The sequence below is a fragment of the Serratia sp. CC22-02 genome, assembly GCF_900182895.1.
GTDB lineage: Bacteria > Pseudomonadota > Gammaproteobacteria > Enterobacterales > Enterobacteriaceae > Serratia > Serratia nevei.
Genome location: NZ_FXUD01000002.1, coordinates 530153 through 546252, shown reverse-complemented (window position 1 = coordinate 546252; position 16100 = coordinate 530153). Strand labels below are relative to the sequence as shown.

Below are 16100 nucleotides of genomic sequence, written 5' to 3'. Positions count from 1 at the left end.
CGGCATTTGCGTTCCTGGCCTGGCGCGCTAGGGTAAAACCTTCAACCTGAAAAAGGAGCGCATGATGAAGATCGGATTTGCCGGACTGGGTGGGATGGGCAGCGCCATGGCGGCCAACCTGTTGCAGGCGGGCTTCGCCTTAACGGTATGGAACCGCTCGCCGCAGGCGGCGCAGCCGCTGGTGAGCGCCGGCGCGCAGCAGGCCGAACGGCCGGAGCAGCTGGCCGATGCCGACGTGCTGATCACCATGCTGGCCGACGATGCCGCCACGCAACAGGTGGTGGTCGACAGCGGGTTGCTGCAACGGATGAAACCGGGCGCGCTGCATATCAACATGGCGACCATCTCGGTCGAACTCGCCCAGCGTTTGACGGCGCTGCATGCGGAACACGGCATCGGCTATCTCGCCGCGCCGGTGCTGGGACGGGTCGACGTGGCCGCCGCCGGCAAGCTGAATATTCTGGCGGCCGGCGATAGCGAGCTACTGAAGCAAGCGCAGCCGCTGTTCGATGCCCTCGGCCAGAAAACCTGGCACTTCGGCGCCGATCCGGCGCAGGCCAACGTCGTCAAGATCGCCACCAACTTTACGCTGGCCAGCGCCATTGAAGCGATGGCGGAAGGCAGCGCGCTGGTGCGCAACTACGGCGTGTCCGGCGCCGACTACCTGCAGATGCTGAGTAGCACCGTCTTCGCCGCCCCGGCCTATCAGGGCTATGGCGCGCTGATCGCCGCCGAGAAGTATTCCCCCGCCGGATTCCGGCTGGCGCTGGGGCTGAAGGACGTCGGGCTGGCGCTGGCCGCCGGGGCCGACAGCCATACGCCGATGCCGTTCGCCGGGGTGCTGAAAGACAACTTCCTCGACGCGATGGCGCAGGGGGATGCGGATCTGGACTGGGCCGCGCTGGCCAAGGTAGCGGCGCGGCGGGCGGGCCTGAAATAACGAACGGGGGCCTCGGCCCCCGTTTTTCCGTTCTCAGAACACGATGTCCGCCGCGGGAACGGCGCGGATCGGCACGCCGAAGCTTTCGATATTCGACAGCGTCTCGTTATGGTGGGTGCGGATCAGCAAACCGTCGGCATAGGGTTTGTCGTGGCAGGTGTGGGCATCCGCCGCCAGCGTCACCGGATAACCGTGCGCCGCCGCGCTGCGCACCGTGGTGTCGATGCAAAACGGCGTGGAGTAGCCACAAACCACCAGCTGCGATACACCGTTGGCGATCAGTAACGCGCCCAGTGAGGTGCGCAGGAACGAGTCCGGCGTGGTTTTATCCACCCGATGATCGCCCGGCGCCACCTTCAGCGCCGCGAGCACTTGCCAGGCGGCGCTGCCGTGCCGCAACTCGTCGTCCGGCGTGTGGTGCTGAATGACGACAACCGGCACGCCCGCCCGGCGGGCGCGCTCGCTCAGCTGATTGATGCGCGCAACGGTGCCCGCAGCATCCGCCGGCGGCGGCGTAAACAATCCTTCCTGCACATCGATAATCAACAGCGCGGTGGTCATGGCGGCTCCCGAAGAGAAGATAAGTGGCGTCAGCACACCGGCTGGCGCGGGCGGAAAATATGGTCGACGCCCTGCTCCCGCAGCCGATTCACCAGATCGTGCCCGCCGTTCGGCGTGGCGTGCGCCAGCTGCCGCTCGGCGGTAAACACCGGGCTGGCCCAGAACAGGTTCACCGGATCGCCGTACTGCTGCGGCAGAGCCAGGTGCGCACTATGCGGATAGAAGGACGACGATAAAATATAACCCTCGTAGCCCAGCGGCGCCACGTCCGACTCCAGCGTATGCCCTTCGCCGATCCAGGTCAGCCGCGCCCACGGCGCGTGCGCGAAACCGGCCAGCGCACTGGCCATCTGCACCGCGTTGTCTTCGGTCATGTATTGGCTGTCGATGGCGATCGCCATCTCCATGCGGCGATAGCGCGAAGCCTCGTCGTTGAACAGGATCTCCACCCACGGCATCGGCCGGATGCTCACCCCCATGGTGAGGAAGTAATAGATGCCGTCGCGCTCGTGCTGGGTGATGGCCATCGGTGGCCACTTGCCCTGATCGATGGCGTAGTACTTCACCGAAGGGCCAAAATGCGGCTCATAGCGCGCCTGAAAATCGCGCTGCATCTTCGGCCACGGATTGCCCTCTTCACGCTGCCAGCTGCGCCAGAACTGGCGGGTGCTCTCCGCCTGCGCATACTGGGTGTTGGTAGAGGCCGAGCCGAGCGGATAAGCCAACGGGCTCTCCTTGATGCAGCTGGCGGAATAGCACACCGAATGGTCGATATACAGACTCCAGCCGGGGATCACCGCCAGCAGTTGGCCGTAATACCACAGGGCCGCGCCGTCGTCGCTTTCGCTCCACACCACCATCAGCCCTTCCGGGTTCAGCGGCGCTTCGCCTTCCAGGTTGCGGCAATACTCCGCCGCCAGCATCGGCGGCTGCCCTTGTTCTAGCGCGGCGCGATCTTCCTGCAGCGGCGCGGCGGCCAGGTTGCGCAGCCAGCAGGCGCGCACCTGATAGCGATCGCTGTAGGCTTCGGCGGGATAGATATAAAAATAGGCTGCCCGGTGATCTTGCTGAACCACCGCAACCAGCGTCTGGTTCTCATTGCTGACTTCAGCAAGTACGTATGACTCGTTCATATCACCTCAATAGGGTCAGGGCGCGGCAGAATCGGCTGCGCGCCAAAAATGGAATGTGGCTTTGCCCCCAAGTGTAAAACGCATTACTGGCCGGATCACCCGTAAAAGTCTCAAAAGCGTCCGTAAACGAAGATAAACAAAGGTTAATTATAGCGGCTGTGGCTCATGACGGCTGAGTGATGCGCCGCACCGCGCGCTGATAGGAGCCATTGCGCATCGACGCGCCCAGCACCTTGCCGAGGCCTGCGGCGCCCGTTCGCACCAGCCGCCGCCGCAGCGCGCCCGGATGAAAACCGAACTGCCGCTGCGCCCACTCGGGTAACAGATCGATGCCCGCCTGCATCACCACCCCGCCGAGCGGGCGCGCCAATGCGCTCGGCGCCGGCGCCTTCAGCAGAATGCGCGCCACCTCTTGCGTGCGTTCATCGCAGACCAGCTGCGGCCGCATCGCCTGCAGGTACTCTTCGACCTCCGCGCAGGACTGAGGAATTGCGGTCGCCCCCAGCGCGGCGGCCACGCGCGCCGCTTCGCGGTAGTATTGATCCTGTAACTCGCGGGAAAGATGCGGGTTGCGGTAGCGCAGGTGGCTGGCCAGAAAACGGCTGCTCTCCGCGACGTGTACCCAGGTCAGCAGCGCCGGATCGCTGGCAGCATAAGGCGTGCCGTCGCTGCCGACGCCGGTCACCCGCAGATGGATGGCTTTGACTTTGGCGATCAGCCGCTCCGCCTCGGCGGTCGGGCCGAAGGTGGTGACCGACACGAACTGGCTGGTGCGGCGCAGGCGGCCAATCATATCTTCGCGGAAGTTGGAGTGATCCCACACCCCGGCCAGCGCCAGCGGGTGCAGCATCTGCAGCAGCAAGGCGCTGACGCCGCCGCACAGCATCGGGGTGAAATCGCGATGAACCTGCCAGATGACCGACTGCGGGCCGAACAAGCCCGGATCGCCCGGTGGGTTCTCAAAATCGACGCCGCCGAGCGCCAGCCCGGTCAGGCTGAGCACCTGTTTTTCTATCGCTGCGCGTACCGCTTCCATCCTGCTGCCCTCTCGCTCATTCAGCGGCCAGTGTATCACGCGGCGGGCGCCCCATTGCGCCCTGCGGCGGTTGAAAGCATTAACTTACTGAATTACAGTTGTTATACCGCTGGCAGAAAGGCGGGCCTATTCGATCCACTGCAGAGGCGCTTTGCAGGGCGTTAACCCACGTTAATTCGGCACTAACCCCACAAAACCTCTATCTAGTTTTTTTCCTTCAACTTAGATAGCAGAGAGTTCGATGATTACCATCAGAGCACGCGCGGCGGAAGACAACGCGCAATTGGCAGATATCTGGCTGCGTTCGGTGCGCGCCACTCACCATTTTTTAACCGAAGACAACATCGCACAGCTGTTCCCGCTGGTGCTGAACGACTACCTGCCGGCGGTTAACGTCTGGGTGGCTGAAGAGCGGCCGGGGCATCCCTGCGGTTTTATCGGCCTGAACGGCAACAAGGTGGAGATGCTGTTTATCGACGCCGATCAGCGCGGCAAAGGGGTGGGCAAAGCGCTGCTGACCCACGCGGAAACGCTGCACGATGAACTGCAGCTGGACGTGAACGAGCAAAATCCGCAGGCCAGCGGCTTCTACCGCCACTACGGGTTTGTCATCACCGGCCGCTCGCCGCTCGATGGCCAGGGCAACCCGTTCCCGCTGCTGCACATGAAGCTGGACAAACGCTAGCCCTCCCGCCGGCCGCCCTGCGGCCGGTTTTCTCCCCCCTGTTTCACCCGCCGTTTTATATATCAAATCAGAATAAGTAATAGAATTTACATTCTTCCTGTCACTATAAACCCTCGGTAGGATTGCCCGGTATTCACCCGCAACAGAGGTTCCGTCCGCCACTCCCCGCCGGGTTGTGCCCCGCAGAAAAGCCGAACGATCCCTGTCCGGCGCACCGCGCTCTGGACGGAATGCTGTGAAGTATCGATAAGGATCCGCTTCGCTATGATCGTTCTTTCGAACGTTTGCAAAACTTTTGACAGCACACAGGGCCGCGTCGTGGCGGTAGACAACGTCAGCCTGGCGGTAGAGGCCGGGCAAATTTACGGCATCATCGGCTACAGCGGCGCCGGCAAAAGCACGCTCATCCGCCTGCTTAACGGCCTGGAGACCCCCACCAGCGGCCGCATTGACGTAGGCGGCTTCGACATCGCCCGCGCCAAAGGCAGCCACCTGCGCCAGGCGCGCCTGAAAATCAGCATGGTGTTTCAGCACTTCAACCTGCTGTGGTCGCGCACCGTCAGCCAAAACATCGCTTTTTCCATGCAGATCGCCGGCGTGCCCAAGGCGCAGATTGCGCCGCGCGTGGCGGAACTGATCGCGCTGGTCGGCCTGCAGGGGCGCGAAGACGCCTACCCGTCGCAGCTCAGCGGCGGCCAGAAACAGCGCGTCGGCATAGCCCGCGCGCTGGCCAATAACCCGAGCGTGCTGCTGTGCGACGAGGCCACCTCGGCGCTCGATCCGCAGACCACCGACGCCATCCTCGACCTGCTGCTGGACATCAACCGCCAGCTGAAATTGACCATCGTGCTGATCACCCACGAGATGCACGTGGTGCGCAAAATCTGCCACCGCGTGGCGGTGATGGAAAACGGCCGCATCGTCGAAGAAGGCCCGGTGCTCGACGTGTTCACCCGACCACAGCAACCGATCACCCGGCAGTTCGTCAAACAGGTGTCGCAGTATGCGGATACCGAAGAGAGCTTCAACCCGCTGCTCACCGCCCATCTGCCGGGGGCGATTTTCAAGCTGACCTTCGTGGGCGTGCAAACCCATCAGGCGGTGATCTCTGAAGTGATCCGGCGCTACGCCCTGACCATCAACATTCTGCACGGCAAGATCAGCCACACCCTCAACGGTTCGTTCGGCGAACTGTACATCCACGCCGAAGGCAACGAACAACAAGTCGCCGACATGCTCAGCCTGCTGCACGAAAGAGACATCGCCGTCGAGGTTATCCAACATGATTGAATCCCTGTTCCCCCACCTGCGTCTGGATCAACTGTGGGACGCCACTTGGGAAACGCTGTACATGACCGGCATCGCCGGTTTGGCCACGTTGGTGCTGGGCATCGTGCTCGGCGTGCTGCTGTTTTTAACTTCGAAGGGCCAGCTGTGGCAGAACCGGGCGGTCTACTCGCTGATCTCCGTGTTGGTCAACGTCTTCCGCTCCATTCCGTTCATCATTCTGATCGTGCTGCTGATCCCGTTCACCAAATCGCTGATCGGCACCATTCTCGGCGCGGACGCGGCCCTGCCGGCGCTGATCGTCGGCGCAGCGCCGTTCTACGCCCGGCTGGTGGAGATCGCGCTACGCGAGGTCGACAAAGGGGTGATCGAGGCGGCGCGCTCGATGGGCGCCAAAAACCGCACCCTGATTTTCCGCGTATTGCTGCCGGAGAGCTCGCCGGCGCTGGTTTCCGGCATCACCGTCACCCTGATCGCGCTGGTGAGCTACACCGCGATGGCCGGGGTGATCGGCGCCGGTGGCCTGGGCAACCTGGCCTATCTGGAAGGGTTCCAACGCAACCACAGTGACGTGACGCTGGTGGCGACGCTGACGATTCTGCTGATCGTTTTCGTCATTCAGTTCATCGGCGACACCCTGACAAGAACGCTCGATAAACGTTAATTAACCAAGGAAAACGATGATGAAAAAGCACCTACTGATGTTGGCTTTCGCCTCCGTCGCCACCCTCGCCTCTTTTGGCGCCACGGCAGCGACCAAGCTGGTGGTCGGCGCCTCCAACGTGCCGCACGCCGAGATCCTCGAACAGGCCAAGCCGATACTGGCGAAGGAAGGCATCGATCTGCAGATCAAGCGCTTCCAGGACTACATCCTGCCGAACACCGCGCTGGCCAGCCACGACATCGACGCCAACTACTTCCAGCACGTGCCTTACCTGAACTCGGTGCTGAAAGACCACGCCGACGACAAGAGCTACGACTTCGTCAGCGCCGGCGCGATCCATATTGAGCCTATCGGCATCTACTCGAAGAAGTACAAGAGCCTGAAAGATCTGCCGGAAAATGGCAAAATCATCATGCGCGACGCGGTGGCGGAAGAAGGCCGCATCCTGTCTATTTTTGAACGGGAAGGCGTGATCAAGCTGAAGCCGGGGGTGAGCAAAGTGGACGCGCGCATCAGCGACGTGGTGGAAAACCCGAAACACCTGAAGTTCCAGGCCAACGTTGAGGGCGCGCTGCTGCCGCAAATGTACAACAACGACGAAGGCGACGCGGTGGTGATCAACGCCAACTACGCCATCGACGCCGGGCTGAATCCGACCAAAGATCCGATCGCGGTCGAAAGCGGCGAAAACAACCCGTACGCCAACATCATCACCGTGCACAAGGCCGACGTGAACAAACCGGAGATCGTGGCGCTGGTCAAGGTACTGCACTCCAAACCGATTCAGGACTTTATCCGCGAGAAATACCAGGGTGCGGTGATCCCGGTCAATCAGTAATGGGTTACACGGCCCGGTAAAAGCCGGGCCGGTTGTTACACCTTATTGCCAATCTGGCTGAGCCGCGGCCACACCAGCATCAACGCCTCCAGCAACCGCAGCAGATCGCTCCGGCTTGCCCCTTCACGCGCCTGCACCGACATGCCTTCAATGGTGCAAATCACGTATTTCGCCAGCAGCGCGGTGTCGGTTTTCGCCAGCAGTTCGCCCTGCTGCACCTTGCGATCGAAGCAGGCCTTCAGCGCCGCTTCCTGCGCATGATGCTTCCTGCGCAGCATCTGGGCGACGTCATCGGACGCCGACGACAGCGCGGCGGAGGCGCACACCATAAAGCAACCTGACGGCGTGTCAGGGTCGGTAAACACCTCGGCGGAAGAACGCACGTAGGCTTCGACGATCTCGGCCACCGGCAGATCCTGCTCCAGCATTTGGTTGGCGCAAACCGTATATTTCTGCAGATAGCGCTCCACCGCCGCGCGGAACATCCCTTCTTTGTTGCCGAATTCCGCATACAGCGTTGGCGCCTTGGCGCCGGTCACTTCCACCAGATCGGCCAGCGAGGTAGCTTCATAACCGTGCCGCCAGAACAGATCGAGCGCGCTTTCCAGCGCCCGGTCGCGATCAAATTGTTTCGGTCTGCCACGGCTTTTTTTGCCGCAGACCGTTTCATTGATGCTCATCGTTCCTCTCCTATCCCGCTCCACAGCAGGGTTAGCACAAATAACTTAACGATCATTATAAAAAAATATTGCGCCCTCGTCGAGAACCTATTAGCATTTAGTTATCGATCGTTAAGATAAATTAGCGAAGCGGATTAAAACCCTCTATTCACCGTTATCGGAAAGGAAATAACATCATGAAAAACTTAAAATTAACCTTAGCAGCTCTCACTCTGGCCAGCGTTTCCTTCGGCAGCTTCGCCGCCGATTTAGTCCAGAGCCAACCGGCTGACCAGCAGAAAGTGGGCGTCATCACCGTCAGCGGCGCATCCGATCTGACCTCGCTGGAAAGCAGCCTGGCAGCCAAAGCCGATCAGGCCGGTGCAAAATCCTTCCGCATCATCGGCGCCGGCGGTAACAACCAGCTGCACGGCACTGCAGAAATCTATCAATAACAACGCATTAAGCCAACAGATTGCCTGTTCTTTTGCTCACAACGCCAGGGCGTAAAAAAAATTAATTAACGAGCATTAAAAAAATACTTGCAATCTGTCAAACCGGCATCTAACATTAAATTATCGATCGTTAATTAATTTAGCGACCTTACCAAACAAATATTGTAAAGAACACAGATAGGAAATAAGACTATGAAAAACCTGAAAATGACCATCGCCGCCATCGCACTGGCTTCCGTCTCCTTCGGCAGCTTCGCCGCCGAACTGGTCAACGCTCAACCGGCCGATCTGCAAAAAGCCGGCGTCGTCACCGTCAGCGGTGCGTCCGACCTGAGCAGCCTGGAAAACAAACTGGCGGCCAAAGCCGACGCAGCCGGCGCCAAATCCTTCCAGATCATCGCAACCACCGGCGACAACAAACTGCACGGTACCGCGATCATCTACAATTAATTGCCACACCGGCAATCGCGCAAAAGGGCGGCTCAGGCCGCCTTTTGTTTTATCTGCCCACCAACGCGCCGGTCGGTTTACGGGATCCACCCCAGCAGTCTGAACCACAGATAATCCAGCGGCACCAGCAGCGCAAAGCTGAGCGCGGCCAACAGCAGGCACAGCTTCAACCCTTCACGCGCCGGCACTTTGCCCATCCCCATCGCCACCACGATCGGCGAAGCCTGATACGGCAGCAGCGGCGTGGCGTAACCGATCACCTGGGTCATCAGCACCGTCAGCAGCGGCAAGCCGCTGCCCGCAGACAACGCCTGCGCCAGCGGGGTAAACAGCGCCGGCACGCCGTTGGCGGTCACCACAAAATTCAGCAATGCGGTGATCCCCACCAGCGAACCGAATGCGGTGAACGGTTTGCCGTGCAGATCCGGCATCATCGCCAACAGCGCACCGCCCAGCCGATCGCCAAGCCCCGAGTGGCTGACCAGCGCGGTCAGCCCCAGGATCCCCGCCACGTAGATGCAGGTGCGCACGTTAACCCCGGCGGCGAACTGCTCGCCGTTGAGAAATCCGATGCGCGGCAACAGGCAAACGCAGGCCGCCACCAACCCGATCCAGGCGGGAGCGATGCCATGCCAGCTGTCGGTCATCCACAGCAACACCGTGGCGCCCAACAGCGCGATCAGCCGCCATTCGGCGGCGCTGAGCGGGGTTTGCGCCGCCTCGGCCGTCACCGGCTGCGGCCGCGCACGGAACAGGCCGCAGATGCACAGCGTCAGCAGCGCGCCTTTGGCGAACCCGAGCACCGGGGCGTGCAACAGCAGGTAAGAAAGATAGGCGAAGTGGCTGCCGTAGGCGCTTTCCGCCGCGCCGCTCATCACCAGATTGGGCACGTTGGCCGGCAGGATGCTGGCGGAGAGCTGGAAAGTGCCGAACCCCACCGCCAGCGCCAAACCGATGCGGCCGCGCGAGCCCTCAGCCAGACCGGCGCGATCGGCCAACGCCATGACGATCGGCATCAGCAGCGTAATGCGCCCCATGTTGGAAGGCATGACAAACGCCAGCGCGTAGCTTATCGCCACCACCCCGCCCACCAGGCGGGGCCAGGAGCCGGCCAGGTGCGGCAAGAGCCGGTTGGCCAGGCGATCCGCCAAACCGGTGCTGCGGATGGCGGTGCCCAGCACGAAACCGCTAAGCACCAGCCAGAATGCGGAAGACGCGAAACCGGAAAAGGTCACCGCGGCGGGCGCCAGCTGCAACACCATCACCGCCGCGAAGAACAGCAGCGCGACCAAATACTCCGGCAAGCGGGCGCTGGCCCATAGCGCGATGACCACCAGCGTGACCAGCGCGGACAGCGCCATCGGATCCCCCAACATAGTTTCCTCCCTGATAAAACGTTGTGATTGTTATCAAACGGTTAACAGGGTGGCACAAGGCGCGGGCGCTAACCTTGAAACCGCTCACATATCGTCGTTCTTCAGATTTTTCAGCATGCACACGTTACAGCCGTGATGGCCGGTGTTGCCGCGCCGTTCCGTCAGCAGCGTGAATCCCAGCGCGTAGTACAACCCGATCGCCTCTTTCAACTGTTCGGTGGTTTCCAGGTAGCAGTAGCGATACCCCGCCGCCCGCGCCGCCTTCAGCGCCTGTACCACCATATAGCGCGCCATGCCCAGCCCACGCGCGCCGGGTTTGAAGAACAGCTTTTGCAGCTCGCAATAGCCGGGCTCTTCGCCCGCCAGCGGCGCCATGCCGACGCCCCCCACCACCTGCCCGTCCCGCTCCAGCACCCAGTAATGGCCGCCGTTGTCGCGATACAGACCGGTCAGACGATCGAGATCCGGATCGTGCAGGCTGACGCCTTCCATCTTGTCCATGCCGTACTCGCGAAACACATCGCGAATGATCGCCGCCATCGCCGCATCGTCGCGCGCGGCAATCGGCCGCACCCGCAGGTTGGCGTCGCGCTGTTTGCGCGCGCTGCGCAGCGCCGCGGTCATCTTTTTCATCGCCGCGGTGGTACTCGCCAGCTCATCGTCGTCCAACTGCGCCAGCGCCGCCTGCATAAAACCGTCGGCGTCGCTCTCGATGCCGGCCAGCGCCTTGCCGCCCTTTTTACTCAGCCGGTGCAGGTTGTGCCGCTTGTCATCCGGATGATCCACCGTTTCTATCACACCGGCGGCAACCAGGCTGCGCAGCGCCCGGCTGGCGCTGGCTTTGTCGATGCAAAGCCGGGCCGCCAGCTCGGTGACGCCCAGCGGCTGCTCGCTGACTTCAATCATCAGATGGATCTGCAGCGGCGAAAAGCGCGAGCCGTTGCTCTGCTTGTTCAACATGCCGAATTCTCTGACCAAACTGCGCGCCAATGCTCTGAAATCCCTGATGTTCACAATTGATATCCCCGATTAGCTACCGATAAAAAATGACACTTGGTTGATAGTGTTACCTAATTTTCACTACCTTAACGGATCATCAAGCCGTCATGAACCCCGGCATAACACAGGAGCTGATGCAAAACGTAACATTAATCAATACAAAAAACTGGTTAGTTAAAATATTTCAGGATTAATGGCCATGTATTTAAGATTAAAAAGACAATAACCCAGACAAAAAATACACAATCGTGAAAAACACTGTAATGAAGAGAGAAAATCGAGACTAATCCATTGCATTCCAACGGGTTACAACAATGTTAATAGCGGCATTAATGCCGATATATTGTTGTAATTTGTTACATATTCATGGCAGGATCGCGGCGTTTCTATAACGGCGACAACGCTCGTTATATCAACGTCGGGCGCGGGTTGCTCCCGCGCTGTTTTATGCTCATGGAGAGATTGCACGCCAATGAAAAAATCACTCGCCGTCTGTTCCGTCGCCCTTTCCGTCACCTTGCTGGCGGGCTGCGCGACCGAATCTTCTCGCACTTTGGAAGTGCCGAAAGTCGCTTCCTACAACACCACTTATCAGGGCCCACGCAGCCCTATCGCCGTCGGTAAATTCGACAACCGCTCCAGCTACATGAACGGCATCTTCTCCGATGGCGTCGATCGACTGGGCAATCAGTCCAAGACTATCCTGATCACGCATTTGCAACAGACTGGCCGTTTCAACGTGCTGGATCGCGCCAACATGGAAGAGCTGAAAACTGAAGCCGGCATTAAAGGGAAGGCACAAACGCTGAAAGGCGCCAATTATGTGATTACCGGCGATGTCACCGAATTCGGCCGTAAAGAAGTCGGCGATCATCAGCTGTGGGGGATCTTGGGCCGGGGTAAATCACAAGTCGCTTACGCCAAAGTCAATCTGAACGTCGTAAACGTACAGACCTCAGAAGTCGTCTTTTCCTCTCAGGGCGCCGGTGAATACGAACTGTCCAATCGCGAAATCATCGGTTTCGGGGGCACCGCCAGCTACGACTCCACCCTTAACGGCAAGGTGCTGGACCTGGCCGTGCGTGAAGCCGTCAATAACCTGGTCACCGGTATCGAAAATGGCGCATGGCGCCCTGCTAACTAACGGAATAGAAGCAGAAAGATGATAACTAAAAAAATGGGCGGGGCGCTGTTTGCAGCGACCCTGCTGGCCGGCTGCGCCGCGCCGAAAACGCTTTACAATTGGGATGGCTACCAAACTTCTCTCTATCAATACTACCAGCAGGAGGGGCAAAGCCCTGAGCAGCAGATCGCCACGCTGAAAGAGATCGTCGAGAAATCCCGCGCCAAGGATAAAGCCGTACCACCAGGTCTGCATGCGCAACTGGGGCTGCTGTACAGCAAAACCGGCAACGACGGACAAGCAATGAGTGAATTCAACACGGAAAAAACGCTGTTCCCGGAATCGGCGCCGTTTATGAATTTCCTGATGGCCAGGGATAAGGGGAGTTTTAAATGAAGCGTGTACTCACTTTACTCGGCGTTGCCGCCACCCTGTTGCTAAGCGGCTGCGCCAAGCAGACGCCTTATGATTATGCGGCGTTCCATGAGAGCAAGCCGAAGTCGATTCTGGTCTTGCCGCCGGTTAACCAGTCGCCGGATATCAAAGCCAGCCACAGCGTACTCGCCAGCGCCACCCTGCCGTTGGCCGAGGCCGGTTACTATGTGCTGCCGGTCGCTGTAGTGGAGGAAACCTTCCTGCAAAACGGTCTAACCAACGCCAACGACATTCGCGTCGTCAGTCCGAAAAAACTGCACCAGATTTTCGGCGCCGACACCGTGCTGTATCTGGATGTCACGCAATACGGCACCAGCTACATGGTGATCAGCAGCGAAACCCGCGTTACCGTAGCCGCTCGCCTGGTCGATTTGCGCAACGGCAAACAGCTGTGGGCCGGCACCGCCACCGCATCCAGCAACGAAGGCAACAACAACTCCGGAGGCCTGCTGGGCATGGTGATCAGCGCCGCGATTTCACAAATCGCCGATACCATCAGCGACAAAGGATTTGATGTTGGCGCCATCGCCAACACCCGTCTGTTATCGGCGACAGGTCAGAACGGCGCCATTCTTTATGGCCCACGCTCACCTCATTACGCCAGCCAGCGTTAAGCCATCTCTCGGGCGGCCTTCTCGGGCCGCCTATACCAAACTTGTCCCTTTTGCCAAAAGTAGCCCATGCTTTAACTGCTCCTCTCCTTCTGGCTAACCGGGACGCTGGCTCATGACGAAAAAAACCACCCTGCTGCAATTCTTCCACTGGTACTACCCCGACGGCGGCAAACTGTGGCAGGAGGCCGCCGAGCGCGCCCCGCACCTGGCCGAACTAGGCATCACCGACCTGTGGCTGCCGCCTGCCTACAAGGGCGCTTCCGGCGGCTACTCCGTCGGCTACGATACTTACGATCTGTTCGATCTCGGCGAATTTGACCAGAAAGGCAGCGTAGCCACCAAATACGGCGACAAGGCGGCGCTCGAACACGCCGCCACTACGCTGCGCGAACACGGCGTGGGGGTACTCTACGACGTGGTGTTCAACCACAAGCTTGGCGCGGACGAGAAAGAACAGGTACACGTGTTCAAAGTGGACGCCAACAACCGCAACGACATCGACGACCAGGGCTTCGACGCGCTGGCCTACACCCGCTTCACCTTTCCCGGCCGCCAGGGCGTGCATTCCGAGTTTATCTGGGATTACACATGCTTCAGCGGCGTCGATTACGTTGAACAGCCGGACGACAAAGGGGTGTTCAAAATCGCCAACGACTATGGCGACGACGGCTGGAACGATCAGGTTGACGACGAAAAAGGCAACTACGACTATCTGATGGGGGCCGACGTGGAGTTCCGCAATGCCGCCGTGACGGAGGAGCTCAAATACTGGGCGCGCTGGCTGTTGGAAAGCCTGCCGTGCGACGGCTTCCGCCTGGACGCCGCCAAGCACATTCCCGCCTGGTTCTTCAAAGAGTGGGCGGATCACGTGCGCGGCAGCGCACAGCGCGACCTGTTTATCGTCGCCGAATACTGGTCGCACGATCTGAGTGCGCTGCAACAATACATCGAGCTGGTGGACGGCAAGGTGATGCTGTTCGACGTGGCGCTGCACCTGAAGTTTCATCAGGCGTCGAAACAGGGCGACGGCTTCGACATGGCGCAGATCTTCACCGATACCCTGACCGCCGCCGATCCGGCCCACGCGGTAACGCTGGTCGCCAACCACGACACCCAGCCGTTGCAATCGCTGGAAGCGCCGGTGGAACCCTGGTTCAAACCGCTGGCCTACGCGCTGATCCTGCTGCGCGAACAGGGCGTGCCCTGCGTGTTTTACCCCGACCTGTATGGCGCCAGCTACCGCGACAAGGGGCGCGACGGCGGCGAGTACCAGATTGACATGCCGGCGATCCCGGAGCTGGAGAAGCTGATCGCCGCCCGCCAGCGTTTCGCCAACGGCCCGCAAGCCGACTACTTCGACGACAGCCACTGCGTGGCCTTCAGCCGCGCCGGCACCGCCGAGGCCCCCGGCTGCGTAGTGGTGCTGACCAACGGCGGCGAGAGCGGCAAGACCGTCGCGCTGGGCGCCGATTTGGCGCACACCGCCTGGCGCGATTTCCTCGGCAACCGTCAGGAGGAGATCACCACCGACGACCAGGGCAGCGCCCATTTCCCGGTCAACGCCGGCAGCGTCAGCGTCTGGGTGCCGGCCGCCAGCCTGTGAGCGCCCGCCGCCGCGTAATGATGACGCGGCGGCAAAACTAATGTTTGCCTTTCGGGTCTAACTTACGCTATCAACTGCGCAAGCCATTCACACCGGAGCCTAAATAGGGTACAAGGCTGCATGAAAATTCCAAAACGACTCCAGCCGCTGGTTGATGACGGGTTAATCGACGACGTCATCCGCCGGTTGAAAAGCGGCAAAGAAGCCGACGTGTTTATCGTGCGCTGCGGCGATGAGATCCGCTGCGCCAAAGTGTACAAAGAGGCCGAGAAGCGCAACTTCAAGCAGGCCGTTCACTATCAGGAAGGACGCAAGGTGCGCAACAGCCGCGACGCGCGCGCCATGAGCAAAGGCTCCAAATTCGGCCGTCAGCAGCAGGAAGAAGCCTGGCAAAACACCGAAGTGGACGCGCTGTATCTGCTGGCCAAGGCCGGGGTGCGGGTGCCGCAGCCGGACATCTGCCTGGACGGCGTGCTGCTGATGGAGCTGATCACCGACGAAGAAGGCCTGGTGGCGCCACGCCTGAGCGATGTCATCCTGACGCCGGAACAGGCGCGCGCCGATCACGCCCTGATGATGAACTACGCGGTGCGCATGCTGTGCGCCGGGCTGGTGCACGGCGACCTGTCGGAATTCAACGTGCTGATGGATAAAGACGGGCCGGTGATCATCGATCTGCCGCAGGTGGTGGACGCCGCCGCCAACAACCACGCCAAAAGCATGTTCGAGCGCGATATCGGTAATCTGGCCGAGTATTACGGCCAGTTCGCGCCGGAACTGCGCGACAGCCAATACGCCAAAGAGATTTGGGCGCTGTATCAGGAAGGCAACCTGACGCCGGACAGCGTCCTCAGCGGCCGGTTCAGCGAAACCCTGAAACGCGCCGACGTCGGCTCGGTGCTGGAAGAGATCCAGGCCGCTGGCGAGGAACATCAACGCCGCATGATGGCACGCAACGCGGAAGAGTAACGCGCCGCGCTATTCGACGCGAAACACGTCCGGCCGCTGCGGCGTCGCCGCCTCGTGATAGATATCCCCCAGATAGCCGGCGATCTCCTCTTCGCGCAGATCGGCCGGCAGCACGATATCGTAGCTGGGGGCATATTTGCGCTCCGGCAGCGTCACGCGGAACAGCCGCCATTCGTCCCCAATGCGCTTCACGCCCAGCAGACGGCCGAACACGTTAAAAATCATCATCCGCCATTCCCCCCCTCGTCGCTTTCAGGCTATAACACTGTGATG

19 protein-coding genes are annotated in these 16100 nt (G+C 60.4%); 12 read left to right on the top strand and 7 right to left on the bottom strand.

The window, feature by feature from the left end:
• Positions 1-64 precede the first annotated feature (64 nt).
• A complete protein-coding gene (locus QOL81_RS09490) occupies positions 65-940 on the top strand; it encodes an NAD(P)-dependent oxidoreductase (protein ID WP_060421117.1) in 876 nt (291 codons plus the stop codon).
• Between the two features lie 33 nt (positions 941-973).
• On the opposite strand, the gene QOL81_RS09485 is transcribed toward QOL81_RS09490, so the two are convergent.
• The 3 genes from QOL81_RS09485 to QOL81_RS09475 form a co-directional block, all read right to left on the bottom strand.
• On the bottom strand, positions 974-1501 hold the full coding sequence (locus QOL81_RS09485) for a cysteine hydrolase family protein (RefSeq protein ID WP_049201024.1): 528 nt from the start codon (positions 1499-1501) through the stop codon (positions 974-976).
• A 29-nt stretch (positions 1502-1530) separates the two neighbouring features.
• A complete protein-coding gene (locus QOL81_RS09480; RefSeq protein WP_038880072.1) occupies positions 1531-2634 on the bottom strand; it encodes a suppressor of fused domain protein in 1104 nt (367 codons plus the stop codon).
• A 163-nt stretch (positions 2635-2797) separates the two neighbouring features.
• Complete coding sequence (locus QOL81_RS09475; RefSeq protein WP_070914045.1) at positions 2798-3670, bottom strand: oxygenase MpaB family protein; 873 nt, start codon at positions 3668-3670, stop codon at positions 2798-2800.
• Between the two features lie 241 nt (positions 3671-3911).
• Here QOL81_RS09475 and QOL81_RS09470 point away from each other — a divergent pair, with 241 nt between their 5' ends.
• The 4 genes from QOL81_RS09470 (at position 3912) to QOL81_RS09455 (ending at position 7144) form a co-directional block, all read left to right on the top strand.
• Positions 3912-4355 (top strand): acetyltransferase, encoded by a 444-nt coding sequence (locus QOL81_RS09470; protein ID WP_015377088.1) that lies wholly within the window; start codon positions 3912-3914, stop codon positions 4353-4355.
• A 264-nt stretch (positions 4356-4619) separates the two neighbouring features.
• Positions 4620-5645, top strand: coding sequence for a methionine ABC transporter ATP-binding protein (locus QOL81_RS09465; RefSeq protein WP_033647004.1), 1026 nt, complete (start codon positions 4620-4622; stop codon positions 5643-5645).
• Positions 5638-6306, top strand: coding sequence for a methionine ABC transporter permease (locus QOL81_RS09460; RefSeq protein ID WP_033637581.1), 669 nt, complete (start codon positions 5638-5640; stop codon positions 6304-6306). Before QOL81_RS09465 ends, QOL81_RS09460 begins: the two co-directional genes overlap by 8 nt.
• Before the next feature lie 19 nt (positions 6307-6325).
• The gene (locus QOL81_RS09455) at positions 6326-7144 is read left to right on the top strand and encodes a MetQ/NlpA family ABC transporter substrate-binding protein (protein WP_038880058.1); all 819 of its coding nucleotides are present in this window, start codon (positions 6326-6328) and stop codon (positions 7142-7144) included.
• A gap of 35 nt (positions 7145-7179) precedes the next feature.
• Here the strand turns inward: QOL81_RS09455 and QOL81_RS09450 are convergent, their stop codons facing one another.
• On the bottom strand, positions 7180-7824 hold the full coding sequence (locus QOL81_RS09450) for a TetR/AcrR family transcriptional regulator (protein WP_049201030.1): 645 nt from the start codon (positions 7822-7824) through the stop codon (positions 7180-7182).
• Positions 7825-8000: 176 nt separating this feature from the next.
• Here QOL81_RS09450 and bhsA (QOL81_RS09445) point away from each other — a divergent pair, with 176 nt between their 5' ends.
• Both bhsA (QOL81_RS09445) and bhsA (QOL81_RS09440) read left to right on the top strand, forming a co-directional pair.
• The gene (gene bhsA / locus QOL81_RS09445; RefSeq protein WP_060421097.1) at positions 8001-8258 is read left to right on the top strand and encodes a multiple stress resistance protein BhsA; all 258 of its coding nucleotides are present in this window, start codon (positions 8001-8003) and stop codon (positions 8256-8258) included.
• A gap of 192 nt (positions 8259-8450) precedes the next feature.
• Positions 8451-8708: a multiple stress resistance protein BhsA gene (bhsA, locus tag QOL81_RS09440; protein ID WP_004939517.1), complete on the top strand. Its 258-nt coding sequence runs from the start codon at positions 8451-8453 to the stop codon at positions 8706-8708.
• Between the two features lie 77 nt (positions 8709-8785).
• Here the strand turns inward: bhsA (QOL81_RS09440) and QOL81_RS09435 are convergent, their stop codons facing one another.
• On the bottom strand, positions 8786-10084 hold the full coding sequence (locus QOL81_RS09435) for an SLC13 family permease (protein WP_070914046.1): 1299 nt from the start codon (positions 10082-10084) through the stop codon (positions 8786-8788).
• An 84-nt stretch (positions 10085-10168) separates the two neighbouring features.
• Positions 10169-11074, bottom strand: a complete 906-nt coding sequence (locus QOL81_RS09430) for a bifunctional helix-turn-helix transcriptional regulator/GNAT family N-acetyltransferase (RefSeq protein ID WP_080347957.1) — start codon at positions 11072-11074, stop codon at positions 10169-10171.
• Between the two features lie 481 nt (positions 11075-11555).
• Here QOL81_RS09430 and QOL81_RS09425 point away from each other — a divergent pair, with 481 nt between their 5' ends.
• The 5 genes from QOL81_RS09425 to QOL81_RS09405 all read left to right on the top strand — a co-directional run bounded on the left by QOL81_RS09425 (position 11556) and on the right by QOL81_RS09405 (position 15827).
• Positions 11556-12227 (top strand): CsgG/HfaB family protein, encoded by a 672-nt coding sequence (locus QOL81_RS09425; protein WP_004939528.1) that lies wholly within the window; start codon positions 11556-11558, stop codon positions 12225-12227.
• A gap of 18 nt (positions 12228-12245) precedes the next feature.
• Entirely contained in the window at positions 12246-12602 is a 357-nt protein-coding gene (locus tag QOL81_RS09420; protein ID WP_060421091.1) for a DUF4810 domain-containing protein, read from the top strand.
• Entirely contained in the window at positions 12599-13255 is a 657-nt protein-coding gene (locus QOL81_RS09415; RefSeq protein ID WP_197658350.1) for a DUF799 domain-containing protein, read from the top strand. Before QOL81_RS09420 ends, QOL81_RS09415 begins: the two co-directional genes overlap by 4 nt.
• 112 nt (positions 13256-13367) lie before the next feature.
• Entirely contained in the window at positions 13368-14858 is a 1491-nt protein-coding gene (gene amyA, locus QOL81_RS09410) for an alpha-amylase (protein ID WP_197658349.1), read from the top strand.
• A gap of 120 nt (positions 14859-14978) precedes the next feature.
• Entirely contained in the window at positions 14979-15827 is an 849-nt protein-coding gene (locus QOL81_RS09405) for a PA4780 family RIO1-like protein kinase (protein ID WP_033637570.1), read from the top strand.
• A gap of 9 nt (positions 15828-15836) precedes the next feature.
• Here the strand turns inward: QOL81_RS09405 and QOL81_RS09400 are convergent, their stop codons facing one another.
• A complete protein-coding gene (locus QOL81_RS09400; RefSeq protein WP_038879994.1) occupies positions 15837-16055 on the bottom strand; it encodes a DUF7661 family protein in 219 nt (72 codons plus the stop codon).
• Between the last annotated feature and the right edge of the window lie 45 nt (positions 16056-16100).

Excerpts from the sequence above, each read along its gene's own strand:
- QOL81_RS09490 (WP_060421117.1), top strand. The coding sequence starts at position 65 with ATGAAGATCGGATTTGCCGGACTGGGTGGGATGGGCAGCGCCATGGCG.
- QOL81_RS09485 (WP_049201024.1), bottom strand. The coding sequence starts at position 1,501 with ATGACCACCGCGCTGTTGATTATCGATGTGCAGGAAGGATTGTTTACG.
- QOL81_RS09480 (WP_038880072.1), bottom strand. The coding sequence starts at position 2,634 with ATGAACGAGTCATACGTACTTGCTGAAGTCAGCAATGAGAACCAGACG.
- QOL81_RS09475 (WP_070914045.1), bottom strand. The coding sequence starts at position 3,670 with ATGGAAGCGGTACGCGCAGCGATAGAAAAACAGGTGCTCAGCCTGACC.
- QOL81_RS09470 (WP_015377088.1), top strand. The coding sequence starts at position 3,912 with ATGATTACCATCAGAGCACGCGCGGCGGAAGACAACGCGCAATTGGCA.
- QOL81_RS09465 (WP_033647004.1), top strand. The coding sequence starts at position 4,620 with ATGATCGTTCTTTCGAACGTTTGCAAAACTTTTGACAGCACACAGGGC.
- QOL81_RS09460 (WP_033637581.1), top strand. The coding sequence starts at position 5,638 with ATGATTGAATCCCTGTTCCCCCACCTGCGTCTGGATCAACTGTGGGAC.
- QOL81_RS09455 (WP_038880058.1), top strand. The coding sequence starts at position 6,326 with ATGAAAAAGCACCTACTGATGTTGGCTTTCGCCTCCGTCGCCACCCTC.
- QOL81_RS09450 (WP_049201030.1), bottom strand. The coding sequence starts at position 7,824 with ATGAGCATCAATGAAACGGTCTGCGGCAAAAAAAGCCGTGGCAGACCG.
- bhsA (WP_060421097.1), top strand. The coding sequence starts at position 8,001 with ATGAAAAACTTAAAATTAACCTTAGCAGCTCTCACTCTGGCCAGCGTT.
- bhsA (WP_004939517.1), top strand. The coding sequence starts at position 8,451 with ATGAAAAACCTGAAAATGACCATCGCCGCCATCGCACTGGCTTCCGTC.
- QOL81_RS09435 (WP_070914046.1), bottom strand. The coding sequence starts at position 10,084 with ATGTTGGGGGATCCGATGGCGCTGTCCGCGCTGGTCACGCTGGTGGTC.
- QOL81_RS09425 (WP_004939528.1), top strand. The coding sequence starts at position 11,556 with ATGAAAAAATCACTCGCCGTCTGTTCCGTCGCCCTTTCCGTCACCTTG.
- QOL81_RS09420 (WP_060421091.1), top strand. The coding sequence starts at position 12,246 with ATGATAACTAAAAAAATGGGCGGGGCGCTGTTTGCAGCGACCCTGCTG.
- QOL81_RS09415 (WP_197658350.1), top strand. The coding sequence starts at position 12,599 with ATGAAGCGTGTACTCACTTTACTCGGCGTTGCCGCCACCCTGTTGCTA.
- amyA (WP_197658349.1), top strand. The coding sequence starts at position 13,368 with ATGACGAAAAAAACCACCCTGCTGCAATTCTTCCACTGGTACTACCCC.
- QOL81_RS09405 (WP_033637570.1), top strand. The coding sequence starts at position 14,979 with ATGAAAATTCCAAAACGACTCCAGCCGCTGGTTGATGACGGGTTAATC.
- QOL81_RS09400 (WP_038879994.1), bottom strand. The coding sequence starts at position 16,055 with ATGATGATTTTTAACGTGTTCGGCCGTCTGCTGGGCGTGAAGCGCATT.